Below are 23931 nucleotides of genomic sequence, written 5' to 3'. Positions count from 1 at the left end.
AAGCGAATGGATTCTCTCGCCGCCGCCCCCGGGACCGGGCCCGCGACATCGCCGCTGCCGGTGCTGCGCCGGGTTCGCACGCCCAAGACCGTCAACGACCTCCCCACGGGGCGTGCCGTGGTGATGGGCATCCTCAACGTCACCCCCGATTCCTTCAGCGACGGCGGGAAATACGCGACAACCGACGACGCGATCGCGCACGGGCTCCGCATGCACTACGCAGGCGCCGACATCATCGACGTGGGCGGGGAATCCACCCGCCCCAACGCCTCGCGCGTGCCACTCGACCAGGAACTCGCGCGCGTGCTGCCCGTCGTCAAGACGCTGGCCGCGGCCGGCGCCCTGGTCAGCATTGACACGATGCACCCCGAAACCGCGGCCCAGGCCCTCGACGCCGGCGCGGCGATCATCAACGACATCTCGGGTGACGGGTTCAACCCCGCGATGCCGGCCCTTGTCGCCGAACGCAAAGTGCCCTACGTGCTGACCCACCGCCGGGGAACTGCGGCCACAATGGACTCCCTGGCCAACTACTCGAACGTCGTCGAGGAGGTCATCGCCGAACTGCTCACCATGCGGGACCGTTTCGTCGAGGCCGGAGTCGAGCCCGGTTCCATCATCGTGGACCCCGGGCTGGGGTTCGCCAAGACCGCCGAGCACAACTGGGAGCTGCTCCGCTCCCTTGACCGCTTCACCGGGCTCGGCCACCGGGTGCTTGTCGCGGCCTCCCGGAAGCGTTTCCTCGGAACACTGCTCAGCTCCGGAGGACGGACCGCCGCCCCCGCCGAGCGCGACGCGGCATCGCTGGCCGTGGCGTCCCTCGCCGCCGCGAAGGGGGCCTGGGGCATCCGGGCCCACGACGTCGGTCCAACCATCGACGCCGTGAAGGTCGCGGCAGCATGGGCGAAGTAGCACCCGCGGCCCGCCGGGACACGGTCACCGTAACCGGCATCACCGCCGTCGGCTACCACGGAGTCTTCGAGGCCGAACGCCGCGACGGCCAGCCGTTCGTCGTCGACGTGGTGCTGCACCTGGACCTGCGTCCGGCAGGGCAGAGCGACGACCTCGCGAAGACCGCCCACTATGGCGAGCTGGCGCAGCGGGTCGTTGAGAGCATCACCGGCGAGCCGTTCCAGCTCATCGAGGCCCTCGCGGAGAAGATCGCCGCCGACCTCCTCGCCACCTACCCAGCCGACGCCGTCGACGTCACCGTGCACAAGCCGCAGGCGCCCATCCCCGTGGCGTTCACCGACGTCGCCGTGAGCATCCGCAGGAGCGCGGCGTGAACAACCCCGTACGGGCGGTCCTGGCTCTCGGCAGCAACCTCGGCGAGAGCGGCACCACCTTGGCGCGCGCGGCCGACGACCTGGCCCGGTCCCCGCGGGTCCGCCTGCTCAGGGCCTCCCCGGTTGTCATCACCAAGGCCGTCGGCGGCCCGGAGCAGCCGGACTACCTCAACCAGGTGCTCGAGGTTGAAACCGACCTCGGACCCTACGAACTGCTCGAGCACTGCCAGGCGGTTGAGCAAAAACACCACAGGACGCGCTCGGTGCGCTGGGGCCCGCGCACACTCGACGTCGACATCGTCACCTTCGGCGACTGGACCTCCGACGACGAAAGGCTCACCGTCCCGCACCCGCGCGCCGCCCAGCGGGCCTTTGTCCTGCGGCCCTGGGCGCTGATGGACCCCGGCGCGACGCTCAACGGTGAACCCGTTGCCCGGCTCGCCGACGCCGCAGCCGACCGCGCCGGCGTCCGGCTCTTCGAGGAAGCCGGGACGCCGTGAAAAGCATCAGCTTCCGCTGGCTGGCTGTCATCGGCCTCAGCGCGGGCCTCGCCGGCTGGTTCGTCAACCTCTGGGCAGGGAGCAACGGCTACCCGACACCGGCCCTGCACCTGAGTTCCCTGCTCACCGTCGGCGTCATCATCGCGGTCACCCTGATCTTCGGGGTGCGGGTTCTGCGGTGGCGCAACGGCAACCGGGAAAAGGAGCTCGACCCGATCCTCGCCACTCGCACGCTCATCCTCGCCCAGGCGACCGCCTACGCCGGCTCGCTGAGCATGGGCTGGCATGCCGGGATCCTCGTGGACCAGATATCCCTGCTCGCGGTGCGCGACACCCTCTGGCCGCTTTGGGGAACGCTCGCCCTCATGGGCGGCGGAATCGTGATGATCGTTGTCGGGCTCGTTGTCGAGGGGTTCTGCCGGCTCCCGCCCGATGATGAAGGCGGCGCCGGAACTCCAGGGAAAAGCGAGGGGGAATATGCCTAACGAACCGATCGACCCGCAGGGCCTGCAGTGGTCACGGGTCTCGCCCCGCTACCTTCCGGCCCGCCTTGTGGGTTGGCTTGTCGGCACTCTCATCACCCTCGTACTCTCAGGCATTCCACTTCTCCTTCGGCTCACCAACGTGTGGGAGGGCTTCCCCCCGCTGTTCCTGGCCGTGGCGCTGCCGTCGTTCGTGCTCCTGATTGCCGCCGTGCGCGGGATCCTCCTGCCCCGGCAGGTGCGCGCCCTTGGTTACGCCGAGCGCGACGACGACCTCCTGATCCGCAGCGGTGTCTTCTTCCAGCGCACCCTCGTCGTCCCGTACGGGCGGATGCAGTACGTCGACGTCGCCGTGGGACCGCTCGAGCGCGCGTTCGGCATCTGCACGCTGAAACTCCACACAGCCTCCCCTGCCACCAACGCCGAAATTCCGGGCCTTCCCACCGCCGAGGGCACCCGGCTCCGGGAGCAGCTCTCCACGCGCGGGGAAGCAAGACTGGCGGGACTGTGAGCACCCCGGACCGCACCGCCGGGGAGCATCCCGCCACGGCTCGCGGAGTCGACGGGTCCGACGGCGCCTGGCAGCGGGTGCATATCGTTTCGCCCCTGGTGCGCGGGTGGATCGCGCTCGCGGCCATCGCCTACTTCGTCGGCAGGGACTGGTTCGAGGGCCTGTTTGCCCCCGGCGGGCCGACGGGGGTTCCCGGCCAGATCGGCATTCCGGCCGCCGTCGCCCTTGCCTTCGGCGTCGTGGTGCTGATCGCCCTCGGCTTCCTCGTCTCCTGGTACTTCACCCGCTACCAGGTCACCGACCAGTACGTCCGGGTGAATTCTGGCGTCCTGTTCCGCCAAAACCGGCAGGCGCGGCTTGACCGCGTGCAGGCCATCGACGTCGTCCAGCCCTTCCTTGCACGCATCTTCGGACTCGCCGAACTGAAGTTCGAGGTCGCCGACGCCGGCGAATCGGCGGTACGGCTCGCCTTCCTCCGGCTCTCGGATGCCCAGCGGCTGCGGGCGGCCATCCTTGCGGGCGCCGCGGGGATCACCGTCGATGCCGACCACCCGGAACCTCCCGAAGCCCCCGAGCACGAGGTTGTCGCAGTGCCCGGAGGGCGCGTCATCGGCGCCCTGCTGCTGTCGGGCACGACGCTGCTGCTGCTCGTCGGTGCAGCGGTTGTTGCAGTGGTCACCGTCGTGTTCCGCACGCCGTTCGCCGCGCCAACCCTGATTCCCATGGTGCTCGGCGTGGCCGGAGCCTACTGGAGCGGCCTCAACGGCGGATACAACTTTCGGGCCGCGACCTCTCCCGACGGCATCCGCCTGCGTTACGGGCTGCTCGACACCCGGGCGCAGACGGTTCCGCCCGGACGCGTCCAGGCGGTCGGCATCACCCAACCGCTGCTGTGGCGGCTCAAGGGCTGGTACAAGGTCAACGCCAACGTCGCCGGCTACGGTGCAACAGGTTCGGGCGACCAGTCGAGAGCGACCCTGCTTCCGGTCGGAACCCGCGAGGAAGTGCTGCGCATCGTTGCGCTCGTCCTGCCCGACCCCGGTGTCGACGACCCCATCGCCGTTTTCACCGCCGGCCTCGACTCCTCAGGGCCGGGCCAGGGCTTCACCACCTCCCCGCGCCGCGCGCGCTGGATTGCGCCCTTCACCTGGCGGCGGAGCGGCTTCGCCGTCACCGACACCGCGCTGCTGATCCGGTCCGGGTTCTTCTGGCGCCACCTGGCAGTCGTTCTCCACGAACGCACGCAATCCCTCTCCCTGCACCAGGGCCCGCTTGACCGTCGGCTGCGCCTTGCCGAACTGCAGGTTCAGACAAGCCCCGGACCCGTGCTTCCCCGGGTCCAACACATGGCACGCGACACGGCACTTGAGCTATTCGACGGCCAGGCCCGCCGGGCGGCCGAAGCCCGGCGCCAGCACGGCCGCCGGAACGCGCCGGAGCCCATCCCGGAGCCGATCCCGGAGCCAAGCCTAGAGCCGGGCCCGGAGTCAGGGCACCCGGCTCCCGCCGGGCCGCCGGTGCCTGAACCGGGTTCTTCCGCCGCCGCACCCGAACGGACCGGTCCCGGCGCCGCCGCACCCGAACGGACCGGTCCCGGCGCCGCCGCACCCGATCGGACCGGTCCCGGCGCCGCCGCACCCGATCGGACCGGTCCCGGCGCCGCCGCACCCGGCTTGAAAGCAACCGGCGCTGCCGGAATCTCCGACAACCACCCGGAAGGGATGGAACCGCATGGTCGCTCCTGAACCGTCTCCCGACACCCCGCCCTTCTCCGTTCCCGAAGCCTCGCGCAGCTCCTCCCGCCGGCCCGGCAGGCTGGGCGTCGGCGTAATCGGTGCGGGCCGGGTCGGTGCGGTGCTCGGTGCGGCACTGCGCGCGGCCGGCCACGCCGTCGTCGGCGTCTCCGCAGTGTCCGAGGCGAGCCGCGAACGGGCCGACACCCTGCTTCCCGGCGTCCCGGTGCTTGAAATACCCACGATCGTCGAACGCGCCGAGCTTGTGCTCCTGGCCGTGCCCGACGACGCCCTGCCCGGACTCGTCGAGGGTCTTGCGGCTCTTGGCGCATGGCAGCCGGGGCAACTCGTTGTCCACACCTCCGGGCGCCACGGCACCGCCGTCCTTGAGCCGGCACGGCGCAGCGGAGCGATCCCCCTGGCCATCCACCCCGCGATGACGTTCACCGGCCTCAGCCTGGACCTGGGCAGGCTCCCCGAATGCTCCTTCGGGATCACCGCACCGGCAGCAGTCCTGCCCATCGCCCAGGCGCTGGTGGTGGAGATGGGGGCCGAGCCCGTGGTCATCGACGAGGAGAGCCGCGTCCTCTACCATGCGGCGCTCGCGCACGCCTCGAACCACCTCGTCACCCTCGCATCCCAGGCCGCCCAGATCCTCGGCGACCTCGGCGTGCAGCGCCCGGACCGCATGCTGGGCCCGCTGATGAAGGCATCCCTTGAGAACGCCCTGTCCTCGGGAGAGGGGGCACTAACCGGGCCGGTGGCCCGCGGCGACGCCGGAACCGTGGCTGCGCACCGCTCGGCCCTAGCCGGACTTGCCGCCCCCGACATCGCCCTGGCGTACCAGGGCATGGCCCGGGCAACCGCCGCGAGGGCGCTCGACCGGGGGCTTCTGGGCCCCGCCCAGGGCTCGGCGGTCCTTGCCGCACTCGACCCCACCGCGACCGAGGAACAGGAATGACACCCACAACCGCTCATGCGCCGCGGCTCGTCACAACGGCCGCCGAGCTGAGGGCCGCAACCGGCGAGCTGCTTCAGGCGCGCAGCCACGCCGCGGCCGCGGGGGAGCAGCGCCGCGGCTCACTCGCTCTCGTTCCGACAATGGGCGCCCTGCATGCCGGGCACGCCGGGCTGGTCCAGGCGGCAAGGACAGCCAACGACGTGGTTTTGGTCAGCATCTTCGTCAATCCGCTGCAGTTCGGCGAGAAGACGGACCTTGACCGCTACCCGCGGACCCTGAACGAGGATCTGGTGATCCTCGAGGAGAGCGGGGCCGACCTCGTTTTCGCCCCGGCCGCCGAGGAGGTCTATCCGGGCGGAGAGCCACAGGTACGGCTCTCCGCGGGACCCCTTGGCGGGAAACTCGAGGGTGAGTTCCGGCCCGGGCACTTCGACGGGATGCTGACCGTCGTCGCAAAGCTCCTGCATCTTGGAGCTCCGGCCGCCGACGTCGACTACCGGGCCTATTTCGGGCAGAAGGACGCGCAGCAGCTCGCCCTGATCCGCCGCATGGTCCGGGACCTCAACTTCCCGGTCGAGATTGTCGGAGCACCAACCGTCCGCGACGCCGACGGGCTTGCGCTGTCAAGCCGCAACAGGTTCCTCTCACCGGCCGAGCGCGCCAGCGCGCTCGTGCTCCCACGGGCGCTGGGGCTGCTCGCGGAACGGGCGCGGCTGCGCGATCCCCTCGACCTCGACTCGGTGCTCGCCATGGTGGGCAGTGAACCCGGGGTGAGCCTCGAGTACCTCGAGGTTGTCGATCCGGAAACCCTCGAGCCGCTCGCGTTCAACTGCAGGCACACCCCCCTGGCCGGAAACGCCCTGGCGCTGATCGCCGCCCGGGTGGGTCCGGTGCGGCTCATCGACAACATGCTCCTCGAGGGAGCGTGAACCGGGCCGGGGCCCGGAACCCCGTAAACTTAGCTACCGTGACTCACGACCAAAACCCCGCGACCGGCGCCATCGATGCCAATGAACAAAGCACCGACGAATTCAACGAGCAGATGCGGATCCGCCTCGAAAAGCGCGCCCGCCTGCTTGAGGGCGGCAAAGAGGCCTACCCCGTAAAGCCTGAGCGCACCCATTCACTGGCCGCGCTCCGGGCCGCCTACGGGCAACTCCAGGCGGATGACACGACCGGGGATCTGGTCAGTGTCGTGGGCCGCGTCGTTTTCATGCGCAATACTGGGAAGCTCTTTTTCGCAACCCTCCAGGAAGGGGACGGAACCCGGCTGCAGGTAATGCTCAGCCTTGCCGTCGTCGGTCCGGACCAGCTCGCCGAATGGAAGTCGCTCGTCGACCTCGGCGACCACGTGCAGGTGCACGGAGAGGTGATCAGCTCCAAGCGCGGTGAACTCTCCGTGATGGCCGACAGCTGGAGCATGGCGTCAAAGGCCCTGCGGCCCCTGCCAACCCTCCACGCCGGCGTGAACGAGGAAACCCGGGTCCGCCAGCGCTACGTCGACCTCATGGTGCGAGAAGAGGCCCGCAGCATGGTGCGGACCCGGGCTGCAATCACCCGCTCCGTCCGCGAGACCCTCAACGCCAATGGGTACATCGAAGTCGAAACCCCCGTCCTGCAGCTTGTCCACGGCGGGGCGGCGGCACGGCCTTTCGAAACCCACCTGAATGCCTTCGACCAGAAGATGACCCTGCGCATCGCCCTTGAGCTTTATCTCAAGCGCGCGGTGGTCGGAGGAATTGACCGGGTGTACGAGATCGGCCGGATTTTCCGCAATGAGGGTGTCGATTCGACGCACAGCCCTGAATTCACCATGCTCGAATGCTACGAGGCGTACACCGACCAGTTCGGAATGGCCGAGCGCATGAAGGAAATCATTCTGAATTGCGCAGACCTGCTGGGCATGCGCACCATCGAGACACCCCGCGGCGTCATTGATCTTGGCGGCGAGTGGAAGTGGCTCGGCGTATATCCGGGCCTCTCGGAGGCCGTCGGACAGGAGATCACTCCGGATACCGATGCGCAGACCCTCCGCGTCGTCGCCGACAAGCACGATATCTCGGTCGATCCGTCCTGGGACGCCGGAAAACTGGTCCTCGAATTGTTTTCCGAACTCGTCGAGCCGAACCTGATTCAGCCGACCTTCGTTTATGACTACCCGCCCTCGGCCCAGCCGCTCGCCCGCCAGCACCGGGACAACCCCCAGCTGATCGAGGCCTGGGATCTCATCATCGGGGGCATGGAGCGGGGCACCGCGTTCTCGGAGCTGATCGACCCCGTCATCCAGCGCGAGCGGCTCACTGAGCAGTCCCGCCGCGCCGCCGCCGGTGACGAAGAGGCAATGCAGTTGGACGAGGACTTCCTCCGGGCACTCGAATACGGAGCCCCGCCCATGGGCGGCATTGGCCTCGGCATTGACCGCCTCGTGATGCTCTTCACCAACGCGGGAATTCGCGAGTCCATCCTCTTTCCAATTCTGAAGCCGGAACTGGGCTAGGCCGTGGAATACCTCGCCGTACTGTTGCCGTCGGCCACACTCGCGGTTCTTTTCTACTTTGTGATGAGGTCGATCCTGAATGCCGACCGCGCCGAGCGTGAAGCGTTGACCAAGGCGCGGGAACCATATCGCCCCGAGGCTCGTTTGGAGGACCCGGCACCGGAAAGCGCCGACTCCGATCCGGAGCCCGAAAATGACGGTCATAATACAAGTAAATAGCTTTTGACGCCGCCCCCTGCCTGTAACATAATCTAATTAGGGGATATCTTCGCAGGCACTAATTTGGGAGCACATTGTGGCGCAAAAAGTGAAAATCATCCTCATTGACGATACCGACGGCGGAGAAGCCGACGAGACCGTCCGTTTTGGACTAGACGGCGTTCAGTACGAAATCGACCTGTCCGAGGCGCACGCCGCAGAGCTGCGCGAGTCCCTCTCCGGCTACATCTCCTCGGCCCGGCGCAGCAGCCAGTCGAAGCAGCGGCCCGCTGCTGCCCCCGCACGCAACCAGGAGGCGGCCCAGGTGAGGGAGTGGGCCAAGGCAAACGGCTACAACGTATCCGCACGCGGCCGGGTGAACAGCGAGATTGTCGAGGCCTACCGGGCCGCCCAGCGCTGAACGCCACATTTCGCGGCATATTCTCGCCTGTGGCGAACACGCCCCAAAACCATAGCTAATGCCCGTAGCATCGAAATACGCGTTAGCTAGGAGTGTGTCTCATGTTTGAGAGATTTACAGATCGTGCCCGTCGAGTTGTGGTGCTGGCCCAGGAAGAGGCCCGCATGCTCAACCATAATTACATCGGCACCGAGCACATCCTGCTTGGCCTGATCCACGAGGGTGAGGGTGTCGCCGCCAAGGCTTTGGAGTCACTCAGCATCTCCCTGGGTGCTGTGCGAGAGCAGGTTCAGGAGATTATCGGGCAGGGCCAGCAGGCTCCGTCCGGGCATATCCCCTTCACCCCCCGTGCCAAGAAGGTGCTTGAGCTTTCCCTCCGGGAAGCCCTGCAGCTCGGCCACAACTACATCGGCACGGAGCACATCCTGCTGGGACTCATCCGTGAGGGTGAGGGCGTTGCGGCACAGGTGCTCGTGAAGCTCGGAGCCGACCTTAACCGTGTCCGCCAGCAGGTCATCCAGCTGCTGTCGGGCTACCAGGGCAAGGAGCCGGCAGCCGCCGGAGGCCAGCAGCAGGAGGGAACCCCTGCCGGTTCCGTCGTGCTCGACCAGTTCGGCCGCAACCTTACACAGGCCGCCCGCGAGTCCAAGCTCGACCCGGTCATCGGGCGCGAGACGGAGATGGAGCGGGTCATGCAGGTCCTCTCCCGCCGTACGAAGAACAACCCCGTGCTCATCGGTGAGCCCGGCGTCGGCAAGACAGCCGTCGTCGAAGGGCTTGCCCAGGCGATCGTGCGCGGCGACGTGCCCGAGACAATCCGGGACAAGCAGCTCTACACGCTCGACCTCGGCTCGCTCGTCGCAGGCTCGCGCTACCGCGGTGACTTCGAGGAGCGCCTGAAGAAGGTCCTCAAGGAAATCCGCACCCGCGGCGACATCATCCTCTTCATCGACGAAATCCACACCCTCGTTGGTGCCGGTGCCGCCGAAGGAGCGATCGACGCTGCATCGATCCTGAAGCCGATGCTCGCCCGCGGCGAACTGCAGACCATCGGTGCAACAACGCTTGACGAATACCGCAAGCACATCGAGAAGGACGCAGCCCTGGAGCGCCGGTTCCAGCCGATCCAGGTCCAGGAGCCGTCGGTGGCCCACGCCATCGAAATCCTCAAGGGGCTGCGCGACAGGTACGAGGCCCACCACCGGGTCTCGATCACCGATGCGGCGCTGGCTTCGGCGGCAACACTCGCCGAGCGCTACATCTCCGACCGGTTCCTGCCCGACAAGGCGATCGACCTGATCGACGAGGCCGGTGCCCGGCTTCGGATCCGCAGGATGACAGCTCCGCCGGAGCTCAAGGAGATCGACGAGCGTATCGCCGATGTCCGCCGCGAGAAGGAATCGGCGATCGACGCCCAGGACTTCGAGGGTGCCGCGTCGCTGCGCGACAAGGAGCAGAAGCTCCAGGACCAGCGCGCCGACAAGGAGCGCCGGTGGAAGTCGGGCGGGCTCGACGACATCGCCGAGGTCGACGAGGAACTCATCGCCGAGGTGCTTGCGAACTCCACGGGCATCCCCGTCTTCAAGCTCACCGAGGCCGAGTCCTCGCGGCTGCTTCACATGGAAGATGAGCTGCACAAGCGGGTCATCGGCCAGAACGAGGCGATCAAGGCGATCTCCCAGGCCATCCGGCGTACCCGTGCCGGCCTGAAGGATCCCAAGCGTCCGGGCGGTTCGTTCATCTTCGCCGGCCCCACCGGCGTCGGTAAGACGGAGCTGGCCAAGGCGCTCGCCGAATTCCTCTTCGGTGACGAAGACGCACTGATCACCCTTGACATGTCCGAGTACTCCGAGAAGCACACGGTGTCGCGCCTCTTCGGTGCGCCTCCTGGCTACGTCGGGTACGAGGAGGGTGGCCAGCTCACCGAGAAGGTCCGCCGCAAGCCCTTCTCCGTTGTGCTGTTCGACGAGGTGGAGAAGGCCCACGCCGACCTCTTCAACTCGCTTCTGCAGATCCTTGAAGACGGCCGCCTGACCGACAGCCAGGGCCGGGTCGTCGACTTCAAGAACACGGTGATTATCATGACCACCAACCTTGGAACCCGCGACATCTCCAAGGGCGTCATGACCGGCTTCCAGTCGGGCACCGACACCAACACCAGCTACAACCGGATGAAGGCGAAGGTCACGGAGGAGCTCAAGCAGCACTTCCGGCCCGAGTTCCTCAACCGTGTTGACGACACGGTGGTGTTCCCGCAGCTCACCCAGAGCGAGATCGTCGAGATCGTCGACCTGTTCCTCGAGCGCCTCGGCAAGCGCATGGCGGACAAGGGCATGACGATCGAGCTGACTCCCGCCGCCAAGGTGCTGCTTGCAACACGCGGCTACGACCCCGCAATGGGTGCCCGGCCGCTGCGCCGCACCATCCAGCGCGAGATCGAGGACCAGCTCTCCGAGAAGATCCTTTTCGGAGACCTCAAGTCCGGCGAGCGGGTGGAGGTCGACGTCGAGGGCGAAGGAGTCGACGCCAGGTTCACCTTCGTTGGACACGGGGAGCCCAAGGCCATCGAGGACGCCCCGCCCGCCATCGAGGCAACCGTTCCCGAATAAGGGCCCGCGGCGACCGCGCGCTCCGAGCTAACAGAAAAGCCCGTCCCGGCACCGCCGGGGCGGGCCTTTCTGCGTTAGGGAAGGAGCCGGCGGCAGGAGGCCATCCGGCGCCTTTGTAGACTGGCCTACGTGAACCAGCCCTTTGTCGTCCGTCCCGCACGCACCTCCGATGTCGCGGCAATCAAGGCGCTGGTGGCACCCCTTGCCGACGAGCGCGTGCTCATCGCCAAGGAGGCCGTTGCCTACTACGAGGGCCTCCAGGAGTTCCGCATCGCCGAGGCGGCCGACGGGGAAATCCTCGGCTGCGGGGCGCTCCACGTCATGTGGGAGGACCTCGCCGAGGTCCGCACCCTTGCCACAGCCGAGTCGGCGAAGGGCCGGGGGGTGGGAAGCGCCCTGGTGGAGCGGTTGATCAGCGACGCCAAAGACCTCGGGGTGAAACGCGTCTTCTGCCTCACCTTCGAGGTCGAGTTCTTCCGGAGGCGCGGGTTCGAGGTCATGGCCGACCAGAGCGCGGTCAACCCCGAGGTGTACTCGCAGCTCCTGCGCTCCCACGACGAGGGAGTGGCGGAGTTCCTCGACCTGGCCCGGGTCAAGCCCAACACCCTGGGCAACACCCGCATGATCCGCTGGCTCTGAGCCCCAGAAGCGGCCCCCATGGCCCGAACCGGCATCCCGCGATATACTAAGAGGGCTTAGCATCGCTTGAGATGCGGTTGGGTATCCCGGAACTGGGGCCTGGACGCCGAGAGAAAAGGAGTCTAATCATGGGTTTAGATGACAAGATCGGAAACAAGGGCGAGAGCCTGGGCGGCAAGGTCAAGGAAGGTCTTGGCAAGGCGACCGGCGACGAGCGCCTTGAAGCCGAAGGCCACACCGACCAGACCAAAGCGAACCTGAAAGACGCCGGCGAGAAAATCAAGGACGCGTTCAAGAAGGACGACCGTTAGGCCGGCAGCCTGAAACGTAGTCCGGCACCGGCTGCCGGATAGAAAAAATCTGCGGGAGAGCGCCCAGTATCGGGCCTCTCCCGCAGTGCTTTAACCCGGTTCCGGAGAACGGAACCGCTATAGGAATGGCGCACGCCACCGGGTATCGTTCATCGTGGCCGGTGCGGTCCACAGTGGGCGGCAGGGCCGTAACTTCGCCCGAGATGACCAGGAGCGTGCCGTCGTGAAAAAGCTCATCAATGACCCCAAGGCTGTGGTGACCGAATCGGTGGAGGGCTTCGGCCTGGCCCACGCCGACCTCGTAAGAGTCAATCCGGACCCCCTGTTTGTTGTGCGCAGCGACGCCCCGGTCCAGGGCAAGGTCGGACTCGTGTCCGGCGGCGGCAGCGGCCATGAGCCCCTCCACGCAGGCTATGTCGGGCGCGGCATGCTCGACGCCGCGGTCCCCGGCGCCGTTTTCACCTCGCCCACCCCCGATCAGATCCTTCCCGCGACGACGGCGGTAGACGGCGGCGCCGGCGTCCTCCACATCGTCAAGAACTACACCGGGGACGTGCTCAACTTCGAGACAGCCGCGGAGCTCGCCGAGGCCGAAGGCGTCACTGTCCGCACCGTGCTCGTCAATGACGACGTGGCAGTCGAGGACTCCCTCTACACCGCCGGACGCCGGGGTGTCGGCGGAACGGTCTTCGTCGAGCGGATCGCCGGAGCGGCCGCCGAGCGCGGAGACGACCTCGACGCCGTTGCGGCAATTGCCCAGCGGGTCATCGACAACGTCCGCTCCATGGGCGCTGCCCTCGCACCTTCAACCGTTCCCCACGCCGGAGTTCCGAGCTTCGACCTCGCCGAGGACGAGATCGAAATCGGCATTGGGATCCACGGTGAGCCCGGCCGGCACCGCATTGCCATGGAGAATGCCGACGGGATCACCACCCGCCTCCTCGAGCCCATCACCACCGACATGAACCTCACCCAGGGCGACCGCGTGCTGCTGATGGTGAACGGCATGGGCGGCAGCCCGGCGAGCGAGCTCTACATCGTCTACCGCAAGGCCGTCCAGCTGCTCGTTGAGCGCGGGGTCAGCGTGGAGCGGTCGCTGGTGGGCAACTACATCACGGCACTTGAGATGGAGGGGGCCTCCCTGACGGTGCTGAGGCTCGATGACGAAATGATCGAGCTCTGGGACTCCCCGGTCCAAACCGCGGCCCTGCGCTGGGGAATCTGAAATGGCGGTTGACGCCGGCTGGGCCCAGGCGTGGCTGAAGGCCTCGGCCGAGGCCGTCTCGGAAAACCGTGCCCTGCTGATCGACCTGGACCGGGCCATCGGCGACGCCGACCACGGCGAGAACCTCGACCGCGGCTTCACCGCCGTCGTTGAGAAGCTCGCCGCATCGGCTGCGCCCGCAACACCCGCCGAAGTGCTCAAGACGGCAGCAATGACCCTCATGTCGACAGTCGGAGGCGCCGCCGGCCCGCTGTACGGAACCGCGTTCCTGCGGGCGGCAACCTCCCTCGGGGGAGCGGAGGAGGCCGGGCCGGAGGCGCTTGCCGCGATGCTCGAAGCCGCACGCGACGGCATCGTGGCGCGCGGGAAGGCCGAGGTGGGCGACAAGACGATGATCGACGCCTGGACCCCAGCGGTCGAGGCGGCGGCAACGGCGGCAACGGCCGGCGCAACGGCCGGGGAGGTCCTTGCCGCTGCGGCAAGCGCCGCCCACGCCGGGGCGGTTGCCACCGACCCGCTCATCGCCCGGAAGGGCCGGGCGAGCTACCTCGGTGAGCGGAGCGCCGGTCACCGTGATCCGGGAGCGGTTTCGTCGGCGCTGATCCTCGCGGCCGCGGCTGCCGCCGCAGGGGCACAGGTATGACCGTCGGCCTCGTAATTGTCTCCCACAGCCAGAAAATCGCCGAGGGGGTGTGCGACCTCGCCGCCCAGATGGCCCCGGATGTGCGCCTCGTGCCCGCCGGCGGTGTTGACGACGGCGGGCACTCCCGTATCGGCACCAGCCTTGAGCGGGTGAGCGCGGGGATCACCAGGGCCGGCGGCGGCGACGGCGTCGTCATTCTCACCGACCTCGGGTCGGCGGTGATGACCGCGGAAATGGCACTGGAGTTCCTCGACGACGAGCAGCGGAGCACCGTGCGCGTGGCCAGCGCCGCGCTTGTCGAAGGGGCCGTCGCCGCAGCCGTCCTGGCCCAGTCGGGAGGCACCCTCGAGGAGGTTGTGCGGGCCGCCGAAGCGGCTATTGTCTCAATCAGCCCGGAAGCGCTCGAACCGTTCGTCTCCCACAAGGCCGCGGCGCCGGGGGATCCGCGCCCCGCCGGGCAGCCCGACGGGCCGACCCTGACCAGGGCGTGGGTCCTGCCCAACGACATGGGCCTCCACGCCCGCCCGGCCGCCGTCATCGCCAAGGGCCTGGCCGACCTGGACGCCGAGGTCACGGTGAACGGAGTCGACGGCAAATCGGTCATGCTGCTGATGAGTCTTGGACTGGGCAAGGGGAAGACCGTCACCGCCGAGGCAACCGGCCCCGACGCCCCGGCCGCCCTTGAACTGATCGGCGCGGCGGTTGAATCGGGCTTCGGTGAGATGGACGGTTCCCACCGCTAGGCCGGGAGCTGGATGCCCCGGGCGGTCTCCTGGGCGAGGCCGTCCTGCAGCAGGCCGGCGAGCGAGCGCTCCACCTGTTCCTGCGGCGCCCGCAGCGCGTGGAGGCGGGCCAGGGCGGTCGGCGGGCCGGCCACCCCCAGGTCGACGGGCCCGGTGAGCAGCAGGTCCCTGCCGAGAGGTGCGTCAGCTTCGCGGAGCACGGCGACAATCGCCCCGCGGACCTGCCGGTCCGTGCCGGCCCACGCCTGCCCCTTGGGCGCGTAGTCGGGGGCGGGCCGCCCTGCGGCCACCCAGGCGCACGACGCGCGCACCGGGCACAGCCCGCACTGCGGGCTCCTTGCAGTGCATACGACGGCACCCAACTCCATCACCGCCGCGTTCCACAGCACCGAGGTTTCGGCATCCTCCGGGAGCAGCTTCGAGGCGAGGCTCGTTTCGGCTGAAGTGAGCGAGGGACGGGGGAGTGCGGCGCCCGTAAAGAGCCGGGCCTGGACCCGGCGGATGTTGGTGTCGACGACGGTTTCCCGCTGGCCGAAGGCAAACGCGGCAACTGCGGCCGCGGTGTAGCTTCCCACTCCGGGCAGCGCCAGCAGGTCGGCATGGTTCCCGGGCACTTCACCGCCATGCCGGTCATGGATTGCCGCAGCGGCGGCGTGCAGCCGCAGGGCGCGCCGCGGGTATCCAAGGCGTCCCCAGTGCCGGACTGCCTCGCCGGAGGGCTCGCGGGCCAGGTCGGAGGGGGAGGGCCACCGGTCCATCCACTCGAGCCAGACGGGAAGCACCCGCACCACCGGGGTCTGCTGGAGCATCACCTCGCTCACAAGCACACCCCATGGGGTGCGGTCCGGGCTGCGCCAGGGCAGGTCCCGCGCCTCGGCGGCGAACCACTGTGTGATGCGCAGCTGCACATCCTCAACGGCGGCGGCAGAGGATGTGGCGGTGGAGCTCATCGATATTCCCGGACCATCATCATTCTTACTCTATCGACCGGCGTGGTGCGGGGTGTAATTCCGCTTCCCCTCCCTAGCCTTTAACCCATGGACTCAGCAGGGATGGCGCACGGCACCGGAAGTTCCAGCGCCCGGCGGCGGCCCAGCCCCGCCGTGTACCGCCGGCGGCGCCTCGTCGCGGCGGTGCTCGCGCTGGCGGTCCTGGCCGGGCTGATCTTTGGGATTTCGGCGGTGGTCGGCGCCCTGACCGGCGCAGGGCCGGCGCGGGGGCCCTCGGAACCGGTCGCAGGGAGCGAACCCACCGCCACGGCAAGCGCACCGCCGGCACCGGCGGGGGAGTGCGACCAGGCCAAGATGATCGTCGCCGCCGAAACCGATGCTGCAACCTACGGTCCCGGCGAGGAACCGGTCCTTACGCTTTCGGTGCGGAACACCGGCAAGGCTCCATGCAAGGTCAACGTCGGCACCTCCCAGATGGAGTTCCAGGTGACGAGTGCCGAGGACCGCGTCTTTTCCTCGGTCGACTGCCAGGACGGAGCAACTGACCTCCAGAAGGTGATCGGCCCGGGGAAGGAGGAGAAAGCGACACTCATCTGGGACCGGGTGCGCAGCGCTCCGGGCTGCTCGGCCGTTGAGGCGAAGCCCGGACCGGGCACCTATGCGCTGGTCACGAAGCTCGGCACCCGCACCAGCGAGAAGACGACCTTCGTCCTGAAGTAGGCCCTGCCGCAGCGGCACTGCCCGTTCGCGAAGCCTCAGGCTGCGTTACATGAACCGGTCGAGCAGGCTTGTCTCGGCTATCCGCGAGAGCCCCTCACGCACCGTGCGCGCACGCTGCTCGCCGATCCCGTCAACTGCCATCAGGTCGTCGATGTTTGCCGCCATCAGGTTCTGGAGCCCGCCGAAGTGGTCAACGAGGCGGGCGGCGATCGCCGGCGGCACGGCCTTGATGCCGGAGAGCAGCCGGTAACCCTTGGGCTGGATGACCGCGTCGAGGGAGTCGGTTGACGGATTGAACCCAAGGACGCTGGCGATGGTCCCCAGGTCGATGAGGTCGGTGGAGCTGAAACCCTGGAGGCGGCCCAGGCGGTCCTCGGGCGAGGCCCCGTTGCCGCCGAGGTCCATATAGTCGCGCAGCACCATCTCACTGCCGGGGCCAAGCCCGGTGGTGAGCTCCTCCACTTGGAGGGAAAGCAGCCGCCCGTCGACGCCCAGCTCAAGGACGTACTGTGAGATTTCCTCGGAGATCCTGCGCACCATCTCCTGGCGCTGCAGGGTCACCGCGACGTCGCGCACGGTCACCATCGCCTCGATCTCGAGTGCGGAGAGAGCATTGGTGACCTGGTCCAGCCGTGCCCGGTACCGCTCAAGGGTGGCAAGTGCCTGGTTGGCCCGTGCAAGCACGGGTTCCGATCCCTCGAGGACGTGGCGCAGGCCGCTGATGTAGAGGGCGATGATCTGCATCGACTGGCTCACCGAGATGACCGGGAACCCCGTCTGGATTGCAACACGCTCCGCCGTGCGGTGGCGGGTTCCCGACTCCTGGGTTTCGATCGTGTGGTCCGGAACCAGCTGGACGCCGGCGCGGAGGATATTGCTCGCATCCTTATCGCAGACGATTGCGCCGTCCATCTTCGCGAGCTCGCGCAGCCGGGTGGGGGAGAAGTCGATGCCGATGTCGAATCCACCGGAGCAGATCGAATCAACGGTGCGGTCGAAGCCGAGCACGATCAGCGCGCCCGTCCTGCCCCTCAGGATCCGTTCGAGCCCATCGCGCAGCTGGGTGCCGGGTGCGACCCGGGCCAGCGTGGCTTTGAGAGAGTCCTCGGGACTACGGGCCATGGTCCCATCCTTTCAGCGTCCGCGCGCCTTCAATCCCCGCGCGTTCGGCAGCCGCGCGGCGGAGGTGCCGGGCTACAGCAGATACGGGTTTCCATGCAGCCGTTCATAATACTAATGGGCGCGCACGGTTTACCTGCTACCCGACCTCACGGCCCAAGCCCGCCACCGCTCGCGCCGCCGGGCCGCCCCGCGCGCCGGGGACGGTCCTAGAAGAGCAGGGCCAAAGCTTCGGTAAGGGTGGAGACTTCGCGCACCGTGAACCCGGCTGGGATGTCGCCGGGCCCGTTGGGGGAGGCGGGAACCACGGCATGGGTGAACCCGAGGCGTTCGGCCTCCTGGACGCGCCGGGCGATGCCGGGCACGGGCCTCACCTCACCGGCGAGCCCCACCTCGCCGAATGCGATAAGCCGCGCGGGAAGGGGCTGGTTCGTTTTGGCCGAGGCGATGGCCAGCGCCACGGCCAGGTCCGTTGCCGGTTCGCCGAGCTTGACGCCGCCGACCGTTGCCACGTAGCTGTCGTCCTTGGCCAGGCTGAGCGAGGCCCGCCGCTGGAGCACGGCAAGGAGCATCGCCACCCGGGCGCTGTCGAGCCCGCTGGTTGCCCGCCGCGGCTGGGCGTTGGCCGATTCGGCAAGCAGGGCCTGCACCTCGGCCAGCAGCGGACGCCTCCCCTCAAGGGTGACGGTGATGCAGGTTCCCGACACCGGGTCCTTCGTCCGTGAGACAAAGAGGCCGCTGGGATCGGCGAGGCCCTCGATGCCGGTGTCGGTGAGGTCGAAGCAGCCAACCTCGTCGGTTGGCCCGTACCGGTTCTTCACCGCCCGCAGCAGCCGCAGCCGTGAATGCCGCTCGCCTTCGAACTGGCAGACGACGTCGACAAGGTGTTCAAGCAGCCGGGGTCCGGCGATCGAGCCGTCTTTCGTGACGTGGCCGACAAGGAGGGTGGTCATGCCCTTGAGCTTCGCCGCGTTGATCAGGGAGGCGGCGACCTCGCGCACCTGGGTCACCCCGCCGGCGGTGCCGTCGACCGCCGAACTGCTCAGCGTCTGCACCGAGTCCACGATGAGCAGCGCCGGGTCGATCTTCTCCACCTGGCCCAGCGCCTGGCCAAGGTCCGTTTCGGCGCTGAGGTAGAGCGAGTCGGCCACGGCGGAGATCCGTTCCGCCCGCAGCTTCACCTGGGCGGCCGATTCCTCGCCGGTCAGGTAGAGCACGTCGCGGCCCAGCCGTGCCACGCGTGCGGCGACGTCGAGCAGGAGCGTGGACTTTCCGACGCCCGGCTCCCCGGCGAGCAGGATCACCGCGCCGGGCACGAGCCCGCCGCCGAGCACCCGGTCCAGTTCGTCGATCTGGGTGGGTTGGAACGCCGCCGTCGTCGCATCGACTTCGGCGATGCGCTGGGCGACCTTGGCAACCGAAGCGGCCGCCGTCGTCCGTGCCACCGGCGCCCCGGTCTCCTCGACGGTTCCCCACGCCTGGCACTCCCCGCAACGGCCAACCCACTTGGCGGTTGTCCAACCGCACTCGGCACACCGGTAGTTGGGGCTGTTGGCGCGCCCGGCGCGCACTGCTGAGGAACTCTTTGCTGCCATGGTTTCAGCGTAGCCGCGGCCATCGACATTCCCGGCCGTGGCATCACCGGCAGCGTCCGGCGGCGCGGCTATAGACGGGGCAGGTAGCCGGCGGCCTCGGTGTGGCTCAGGCCCGCTGCCTCAAGCAGGTCAACGACAAGCGGTCGGAACTGCAGGATCAGCCCTTCGCCCTCAAGCCGGTGAACGTTGAGGGTTGCCGGGTGCAGCAGGGTCGCGACGGCGGCGAGTTCGTTGCGGGCCTGGCGCAGGTTCAGCCGCCTTTCGGCGGCGTCGTGGGCCGCGAGCGCCCGGTTCAGCACATCGACCGCGTCGGCAGTGTCCTCGAGGGCTTCGCTCAGCGAGGCGATTGCTTCATCGGTCAGCGCCGCATGGTTGATAACCGAAGCGAGGCGCCGGGTGAAGACGCGGCTGTTCCGGATGGCAAGGTCGATCGCCTCGATCGACCCCTCAAGGGCGTGGAGCTCGTCCCGGTGCCTGCGGTAGGCGGGGGAAATCGTTGCGACCTCCTGGGCGGCCCGCAGGCTGCTCGAAAGCGAATCCATCCTCGACTGGCAGTTCCGGGCGCGGACCAGGGCGTGCCAGGCGAGGGTCGAGTCGCTGGTCAGGAGAGCCGACGCATTCTCGCGCAGCACGGCGGCAAGCTCGGAGAGGAGCTCCCGCACGTCGGCCTTGGGCTCCCGCCGGGGATCGCGAGGCACGAGCATGGTGATGACAAGGGCGAACAACCCGCCAACCACGGCGTCCGCACTGCGGGTGAACGGCCCGCCCTCCGGTGCGGGGAGCAGCACCACGAGCAGGGACTGAAGGCCCAGCTGCGTGGTGAAGATGGTTCCGCCGTCAAGGAACCGTGCCAGCAGGATCGAGATCAGGAGCACCACCGCGGCCTGCCAGATCCCGGTGCCCAGCAGGGCGAGGAGAACATCGCCGAGGGCTATCCCAAGGGTGCAGCCCAGTCCCACCTCAAGGACCCGGCGCAGGCGCGGGTCGGTCGAAAAGCCCAGGGAGATCATCGACGACGTTGCGGCGAAGAGGGGGCCGTTGTGCCCAAGCACCGTTTCCGCGAAGGCATACGCGCCGACTGCGCACACGGTCATCTGGAGTGCAGTCACTACCGAGTTTGCGCTCCGCTTCAGGCCCACCCGGGTCCGGTCGCGCAGGAAAGCCGTTGCAGCTGATAAACCCTGGCGCGGCGGCATGGCATCAGTTTCCCACAACCGGCCCCCCGAACCGCCGCGGGCACCACCGTTTCCCTACCTCCGGCAGGGGCCCGGCTCAAGCCCCTGAAAGCAATGTCTCTGCGTTGTTCACCTTCCGTTCATGTAGTGCGGCCAATCTCGTTACCTGGGACGCCTAGCTTGAACGATGTACAAGGACGCGTTCATTCGACTCGGTGCCTCACGCACCACCGTTAAATCCCTGAAAGGGGCAATATCAAGTGAAGGTTCTTCGCTTTGGCCGCGCAGCAGCAGTAATTTCCGTTGCGGCGCTCGCACTGACCGCCTGTGGCTCCGACAACGCAACCAACGCGCCGGCAGCTGAGGGCGGCGAGTCCACCTCAGCCGGTGCCTCCGTCACCGGAACCCTCACCGGAGCCGGCTCCTCGGCCCAGAACGCCGCAATGACCGCCTGGCAGTCGGGGTTCCAGACTGCGAACAGCGGCGCGACGGTGCAGTACTCGCCCGACGGTTCGGGTGCCGGCCGGGATGCGTTCCTCGCCCAGGGCGTGCAGTTCGCCGGTTCCGATGCCGCCCTCGACGACGAAGAGTACGAAGCCTCGAAGGAGATCTGCGGCCCCGACGGCGCGATCAACATCCCGGCCTACGTTTCCCCGATCGCCGTGGCGTTCAACCTTCCGGGCGTCGAGTCGCTGAACCTCGACGCGGAAACCATCGCCTCGCTCTTCCGCGGCGAGATCAAGACCTGGAACGACGACGCGATCGCCTCCCAGAATGAGGGCGTCGACCTTCCCGACACCCCGGTCACCGTTGTCCACCGCAGCGACGAGTCGGGCACCACCGAAAACTTCACCGAATACCTCTCCCAGGCGGCGCCCAAGGCGTGGACGGATGAGGCCTCCGGAGAATGGCCCGCCGACATCGTTGCCGAGAACGCCCAGGGAACCAACGGCGTTGTCTCGACCACTTCGTCAACCGAGGGTGCTATCACCTACACCGACGCTTCGGCAGTCGGCGATCTGGGACAGGTGCATGTCAAGGTCGGCGAAGAGTACGTCGAACTGAGCCCCGAGGCCGCTTCGCTCGCCGTTGAGGCTGCCAAGCCGGTCGAAGGACGCTCCGACGTCGACATGTCCCTCGAGCTCGAGCGCGACACCGAGGCTTCCGGCGCTTACCCCATCGTCCTTGTCTCATACCACATCTACTGCTCCACCTACGAGGACCAGGAGACGGTTGACCTCGTCAAGGCGTTTGCCACCTACGCAGTGAGTGAGCAGGGCCAGGACGACGCTGCCGGGTCCGCCGGCAACGCGCCGATCTCCGACACCCTGCGCGACCAGGCGATGACGGCGATCGACTCGATCGCCGTTGCTTCCTAAAGCATCACACCCATGCCCCGTCCGGCCGCTCAGCGGCCGGGCGGGGCAGTCGGCTGTCCGAGGGGACCGGACCGCCGACGCCGGTTTGTAATGGCCGGTTGAACGATGAACACTATCCAGAGCACTATCCGCTTCATCAAGTGCACTCCAGCGCAACAGTTCCGAAGGGTTTACCAGTGTCCACCATCACGATGACCGAGACCCGCCGGTCGGGTCAGTCCGGAGACAAGATCTTCTCCGGCGCGACACTCGCCGCAGGTTGCCTCATCCTCGCCGTTCTCTTCAGCGTGGCGGTCTTCCTGCTGGTGCAGGCGCTGCCCGTGGCCAGCGCCGACCCCTCGGAGATCACCGGAGGGGCCGGCTTCGCCACCTACATCTTCCCGATCGTCATTGGGACGATCGTTGCCGCCCTCATCGCCCTGCTGATCGCCACCCCGCTGGGAATCGGCGTGGCGCTGTTCATCTCCCACTACGCCCCACGGCGGCTTGCGCAGGGCTTCGGGTACGTCATCGACCTGCTTGCCGCGATCCCCTCGGTCGTCTACGGAGCCTGGGGATACGCGGTCCTGGCCCCGGAGCTGGCCAAGGGTTACGCATGGCTTGCTGAAAACCTGGGGTGGATCCCCATCTTCGAAGGTCCGGCCAGCCAGACCGGGCGCACGATGCTCACGGCGGGCATCGTCCTCGCCGTCATGGTGCTCCCGATCATCACCTCCCTGAGCCGGGAAATCTTCCTCCAGACCCCCAACCTCCACGAGGAGGCGGCGCTGGCGATGGGAGCCACCCGCTGGGAAATGATCAAGATGGCGGTTCTTCCCTTCGCCCGCCCCGGCATCATCAGTGCCGCGATGCTCGGCCTTGGCCGCGCGCTTGGCGAGACAATGGCAGTGGCCCTCGTCCTCTCCGGCGGAGCGCTCACCGCAAGCCTCATCGCATCGGGCAACCAGACAATCGCCGCGGAGATCGCCCTCAACTTCCCCGAGGCCTTCGGGCTCCGGCTCAGCGAACTCATCGCCGCCGGCCTCGTCCTGTTCCTCATCACCCTGGCCGTCAACATGGTGGCCCGCTGGATTATCACCCGCCACAAGGACTTCTCGGGGGCCAACTAAATGACAAATGCAACCCTCACCCGCCGGCAGTCCCAGCTCACCAAGGGGAAACTGCCCTCCTACGCCGTCTGGGTGGTGCTCGGCGCCGCACTCATCTTCGGTGCGGCCGTCGCCTCCCTCGTGGGCTTCAGCGCCGTGACCTGGGGTGTCCTCTCGGCCGTGTTCTTCATTCTCGGCGCCACCGGGGTGACGGCCGTCGTCGAAGGCGGGCGGAAGGCAACCGACTCGCTTGCCACGTACCTCGTCTACGGGTGCTTCGTGCTCGCGCTCCTGCCGCTGTTGTCCGTGCTGTGGACTGTCCTCGAGCGCGGCCTGCCCGGAATCTCCTACGACTTCCTGTTCACCTCGATGAACGGCGTGACCGGTGCCGTTGACAACCAGTCGGTCGCAGCGGGAACTCCCGTGCTCGGCGGCGCCTACCACGCGGTGATCGGCACCCTGCAGATCACCCTCTGGGCAACGGCCATCTCGGTGCCCATCGGCCTGCTCGCCGCCATCTACCTCATCGAATACGGCACCGGCGGCCCGCTGACCCGCGCCATCACGTTCTTCGTCGACGTGATGACCGGCATCCCCTCGATCGTCGCGGGTCTCTTCGCGGCTGCCCTCTTCGGTCTGCTGTTCGGGCCCGGAACCCGCACGGGCTTCGTTGCGGCCGTTGCGTTGTCGGTTCTGATGATTCCCGTGGTGGTCCGCTCCACCGAGGAAATGCTCAAGATCGTGCCGAACGAGCTGCGCGAGGCGTCCTACGCCCTTGGCGTGCGCAAGTGGCGCACCATCACGAAGGTTGTCATCCCCACTGCCATTTCCGGTATCGCCTCTGGCGTAACCCTCGCGATCGCCCGGGTGATCGGCGAAACGGCGCCTATCCTTGTTACGGCAGGATTCGCCAGCGCCATCAACTGGAGTGCGTTCAGCGGCTGGATGAGCACCCTCCCCACGCTGATCTACTACCAGATCCTCACGCCGACTTCTCCCACAAACACCGACCCAAGTACGCAGCGGGCGTGGGCGGCGGCACTCCTGCTGATCCTCATGGTCATGCTGCTGAACCTCGCCGCCCGCCTGATCGCCCGTATGTTCGCCCCCAAGACAAGCCGCTGAGCCCGCGCGGTACCAAACGAA

Annotated in this window: 25 protein-coding genes; 21 read left to right on the top strand and 4 right to left on the bottom strand. The window is 67.8% G+C overall.

Annotated features, from left to right (window positions below):
* Window positions 1–6: 6 nt before the first annotated feature.
* From folP to dhaM, 17 genes are all read left to right on the top strand, one after another.
* Window positions 7–912: a dihydropteroate synthase gene (folP, locus tag AC4D14_RS12885; protein ID WP_490902890.1), complete on the top strand. Its 906-nt coding sequence runs from the start codon at window positions 7–9 to the stop codon at window positions 910–912.
* On the top strand, window positions 900–1286 hold the full coding sequence (gene folB, locus AC4D14_RS12880; protein ID WP_490902888.1) for a dihydroneopterin aldolase: 387 nt from the start codon (window positions 900–902) through the stop codon (window positions 1284–1286). Before folP ends, folB begins: the two co-directional genes overlap by 13 nt.
* A complete protein-coding gene (gene folK, locus AC4D14_RS12875) occupies window positions 1283–1786 on the top strand; it encodes a 2-amino-4-hydroxy-6-hydroxymethyldihydropteridine diphosphokinase (RefSeq protein ID WP_490902886.1) in 504 nt (167 codons plus the stop codon). Before folB ends, folK begins: the two co-directional genes overlap by 4 nt.
* Window positions 1783–2271, top strand: a complete 489-nt coding sequence (locus tag AC4D14_RS12870; RefSeq protein ID WP_490902884.1) for a DUF3180 domain-containing protein — start codon at window positions 1783–1785, stop codon at window positions 2269–2271. The genes folK and AC4D14_RS12870 overlap by 4 nt, the downstream gene beginning before the upstream one ends.
* Entirely contained in the window at window positions 2264–2779 is a 516-nt protein-coding gene (locus tag AC4D14_RS12865) for a PH domain-containing protein (RefSeq protein ID WP_490902882.1), read from the top strand. The genes AC4D14_RS12870 and AC4D14_RS12865 overlap by 8 nt, the downstream gene beginning before the upstream one ends.
* Window positions 2776–4524, top strand: a complete 1749-nt coding sequence (locus AC4D14_RS12860; RefSeq protein ID WP_490902881.1) for a PH domain-containing protein — start codon at window positions 2776–2778, stop codon at window positions 4522–4524. Before AC4D14_RS12865 ends, AC4D14_RS12860 begins: the two co-directional genes overlap by 4 nt.
* On the top strand, window positions 4511–5473 hold the full coding sequence (locus AC4D14_RS12855; protein ID WP_490902879.1) for a Rossmann-like and DUF2520 domain-containing protein: 963 nt from the start codon (window positions 4511–4513) through the stop codon (window positions 5471–5473). Before AC4D14_RS12860 ends, AC4D14_RS12855 begins: the two co-directional genes overlap by 14 nt.
* Window positions 5470–6402 (top strand): pantoate--beta-alanine ligase, encoded by a 933-nt coding sequence (gene panC, locus AC4D14_RS12850; protein WP_490902877.1) that lies wholly within the window; start codon window positions 5470–5472, stop codon window positions 6400–6402. The genes AC4D14_RS12855 and panC overlap by 4 nt, the downstream gene beginning before the upstream one ends.
* A gap of 113 nt (window positions 6403–6515) precedes the next feature.
* Window positions 6516–7970, top strand: a complete 1455-nt coding sequence (gene lysS, locus AC4D14_RS12845) for a lysine--tRNA ligase (protein WP_490903310.1) — start codon at window positions 6516–6518, stop codon at window positions 7968–7970.
* Between the two features lie 3 nt (window positions 7971–7973).
* Window positions 7974–8189, top strand: coding sequence for a hypothetical protein (locus AC4D14_RS12840; protein WP_490902875.1), 216 nt, complete (start codon window positions 7974–7976; stop codon window positions 8187–8189).
* A gap of 76 nt (window positions 8190–8265) precedes the next feature.
* Window positions 8266–8589 carry a histone-like nucleoid-structuring protein Lsr2 gene (locus AC4D14_RS12835; RefSeq protein WP_490902873.1) on the top strand — a complete coding sequence of 108 codons (324 nt, stop codon included), beginning with the start codon at window positions 8266–8268 and terminating at the stop codon, window positions 8587–8589.
* Between the two features lie 101 nt (window positions 8590–8690).
* On the top strand, window positions 8691–11198 hold the full coding sequence (locus AC4D14_RS12830) for an ATP-dependent Clp protease ATP-binding subunit (RefSeq protein WP_490902871.1): 2508 nt from the start codon (window positions 8691–8693) through the stop codon (window positions 11196–11198).
* A gap of 129 nt (window positions 11199–11327) precedes the next feature.
* Window positions 11328–11837, top strand: coding sequence for an amino-acid N-acetyltransferase (locus AC4D14_RS12825; protein WP_490902869.1), 510 nt, complete (start codon window positions 11328–11330; stop codon window positions 11835–11837).
* Window positions 11838–11965: 128 nt separating this feature from the next.
* On the top strand, window positions 11966–12148 hold the full coding sequence (locus AC4D14_RS12820) for a CsbD family protein (protein ID WP_490902867.1): 183 nt from the start codon (window positions 11966–11968) through the stop codon (window positions 12146–12148).
* A 223-nt stretch (window positions 12149–12371) separates the two neighbouring features.
* The gene (dhaK, locus tag AC4D14_RS12815) at window positions 12372–13373 is read left to right on the top strand and encodes a dihydroxyacetone kinase subunit DhaK (RefSeq protein WP_490902865.1); all 1002 of its coding nucleotides are present in this window, start codon (window positions 12372–12374) and stop codon (window positions 13371–13373) included.
* A gap of 1 nt (window position 13374) precedes the next feature.
* Entirely contained in the window at window positions 13375–14016 is a 642-nt protein-coding gene (gene dhaL, locus AC4D14_RS12810) for a dihydroxyacetone kinase subunit DhaL (RefSeq protein ID WP_490902862.1), read from the top strand.
* A complete protein-coding gene (gene dhaM, locus AC4D14_RS12805) occupies window positions 14013–14759 on the top strand; it encodes a dihydroxyacetone kinase phosphoryl donor subunit DhaM (RefSeq protein WP_490902860.1) in 747 nt (248 codons plus the stop codon). Before dhaL ends, dhaM begins: the two co-directional genes overlap by 4 nt.
* On the opposite strand, the gene AC4D14_RS12800 is transcribed toward dhaM, so the two are convergent.
* The gene (locus AC4D14_RS12800) at window positions 14756–15709 is read right to left on the bottom strand and encodes an HhH-GPD family protein (RefSeq protein WP_490902858.1); all 954 of its coding nucleotides are present in this window, start codon (window positions 15707–15709) and stop codon (window positions 14756–14758) included. The two genes, dhaM and AC4D14_RS12800, sit on opposite strands and share 4 nt — an antisense overlap.
* An 87-nt stretch (window positions 15710–15796) precedes the next feature.
* On the opposite strand from AC4D14_RS12800, the gene AC4D14_RS12795 reads away from it, so the two are divergent.
* On the top strand, window positions 15797–16429 hold the full coding sequence (locus tag AC4D14_RS12795; RefSeq protein ID WP_490902856.1) for a hypothetical protein: 633 nt from the start codon (window positions 15797–15799) through the stop codon (window positions 16427–16429).
* 45 nt (window positions 16430–16474) lie between these two features.
* On the opposite strand, the gene disA is transcribed toward AC4D14_RS12795, so the two are convergent.
* From disA to AC4D14_RS12780, 3 genes are all read right to left on the bottom strand, one after another.
* Window positions 16475–17551 carry a DNA integrity scanning diadenylate cyclase DisA gene (gene disA, locus AC4D14_RS12790; protein WP_490902854.1) on the bottom strand — a complete coding sequence of 359 codons (1077 nt, stop codon included), beginning with the start codon at window positions 17549–17551 and terminating at the stop codon, window positions 16475–16477.
* A gap of 206 nt (window positions 17552–17757) precedes the next feature.
* A complete protein-coding gene (gene radA / locus AC4D14_RS12785; protein ID WP_490902852.1) occupies window positions 17758–19143 on the bottom strand; it encodes a DNA repair protein RadA in 1386 nt (461 codons plus the stop codon).
* A gap of 68 nt (window positions 19144–19211) precedes the next feature.
* Window positions 19212–20339 carry an FUSC family protein gene (locus AC4D14_RS12780; protein ID WP_490902850.1) on the bottom strand — a complete coding sequence of 376 codons (1128 nt, stop codon included), beginning with the start codon at window positions 20337–20339 and terminating at the stop codon, window positions 19212–19214.
* A gap of 239 nt (window positions 20340–20578) precedes the next feature.
* On the opposite strand from AC4D14_RS12780, the gene pstS reads away from it, so the two are divergent.
* From pstS to pstA, 3 genes are all read left to right on the top strand, one after another.
* The gene (gene pstS, locus AC4D14_RS12775; RefSeq protein ID WP_490902848.1) at window positions 20579–21697 is read left to right on the top strand and encodes a phosphate ABC transporter substrate-binding protein PstS; all 1119 of its coding nucleotides are present in this window, start codon (window positions 20579–20581) and stop codon (window positions 21695–21697) included.
* A 191-nt stretch (window positions 21698–21888) separates the two neighbouring features.
* Window positions 21889–22806 (top strand): phosphate ABC transporter permease subunit PstC, encoded by a 918-nt coding sequence (gene pstC, locus AC4D14_RS12770; RefSeq protein WP_490903309.1) that lies wholly within the window; start codon window positions 21889–21891, stop codon window positions 22804–22806.
* Window positions 22807–23910 carry a phosphate ABC transporter permease PstA gene (gene pstA / locus AC4D14_RS12765; protein WP_490902846.1) on the top strand — a complete coding sequence of 368 codons (1104 nt, stop codon included), beginning with the start codon at window positions 22807–22809 and terminating at the stop codon, window positions 23908–23910.
* The last annotated feature ends 21 nt before the right edge of the window (window positions 23911–23931 follow it).

Source organism: Arthrobacter sp. TJ-254 (genome assembly GCF_058269175.1).
Note: the sequence above shows the minus strand (reverse complement) of the source record. Positions and strands in the feature narration are given on the sequence as shown.

What these genes read in the sequence shown, in the direction of transcription:
- folB (WP_490902888.1), top strand. Translation starts at nt 900, where the DNA reads ATGGGCGAAGTAGCACCCGCGGCCCGCCGGGACACGGTCACCGTAACC.
- AC4D14_RS12800 (WP_490902858.1), bottom strand. Translation starts at nt 15,709, where the DNA reads ATGAGCTCCACCGCCACATCCTCTGCCGCCGCCGTTGAGGATGTGCAG.
- folP (WP_490902890.1), top strand. Translation starts at nt 7, where the DNA reads ATGGATTCTCTCGCCGCCGCCCCCGGGACCGGGCCCGCGACATCGCCG.
- dhaL (WP_490902862.1), top strand. Translation starts at nt 13,375, where the DNA reads ATGGCGGTTGACGCCGGCTGGGCCCAGGCGTGGCTGAAGGCCTCGGCC.
- lysS (WP_490903310.1), top strand. Translation starts at nt 6,516, where the DNA reads ATGCGGATCCGCCTCGAAAAGCGCGCCCGCCTGCTTGAGGGCGGCAAA.
- pstA (WP_490902846.1), top strand. Translation starts at nt 22,807, where the DNA reads ATGACAAATGCAACCCTCACCCGCCGGCAGTCCCAGCTCACCAAGGGG.
- pstC (WP_490903309.1), top strand. Translation starts at nt 21,889, where the DNA reads ATGACCGAGACCCGCCGGTCGGGTCAGTCCGGAGACAAGATCTTCTCC.
- AC4D14_RS12830 (WP_490902871.1), top strand. Translation starts at nt 8,691, where the DNA reads ATGTTTGAGAGATTTACAGATCGTGCCCGTCGAGTTGTGGTGCTGGCC.
- radA (WP_490902852.1), bottom strand. Translation starts at nt 19,143, where the DNA reads ATGGCAGCAAAGAGTTCCTCAGCAGTGCGCGCCGGGCGCGCCAACAGC.
- AC4D14_RS12795 (WP_490902856.1), top strand. Translation starts at nt 15,797, where the DNA reads ATGGACTCAGCAGGGATGGCGCACGGCACCGGAAGTTCCAGCGCCCGG.
- disA (WP_490902854.1), bottom strand. Translation starts at nt 17,551, where the DNA reads ATGGCCCGTAGTCCCGAGGACTCTCTCAAAGCCACGCTGGCCCGGGTC.
- panC (WP_490902877.1), top strand. Translation starts at nt 5,470, where the DNA reads ATGACACCCACAACCGCTCATGCGCCGCGGCTCGTCACAACGGCCGCC.
- AC4D14_RS12820 (WP_490902867.1), top strand. Translation starts at nt 11,966, where the DNA reads ATGGGTTTAGATGACAAGATCGGAAACAAGGGCGAGAGCCTGGGCGGC.
- AC4D14_RS12855 (WP_490902879.1), top strand. Translation starts at nt 4,511, where the DNA reads ATGGTCGCTCCTGAACCGTCTCCCGACACCCCGCCCTTCTCCGTTCCC.
- AC4D14_RS12780 (WP_490902850.1), bottom strand. Translation starts at nt 20,339, where the DNA reads ATGCCGCCGCGCCAGGGTTTATCAGCTGCAACGGCTTTCCTGCGCGAC.
- AC4D14_RS12865 (WP_490902882.1), top strand. Translation starts at nt 2,264, where the DNA reads ATGCCTAACGAACCGATCGACCCGCAGGGCCTGCAGTGGTCACGGGTC.
- dhaM (WP_490902860.1), top strand. Translation starts at nt 14,013, where the DNA reads ATGACCGTCGGCCTCGTAATTGTCTCCCACAGCCAGAAAATCGCCGAG.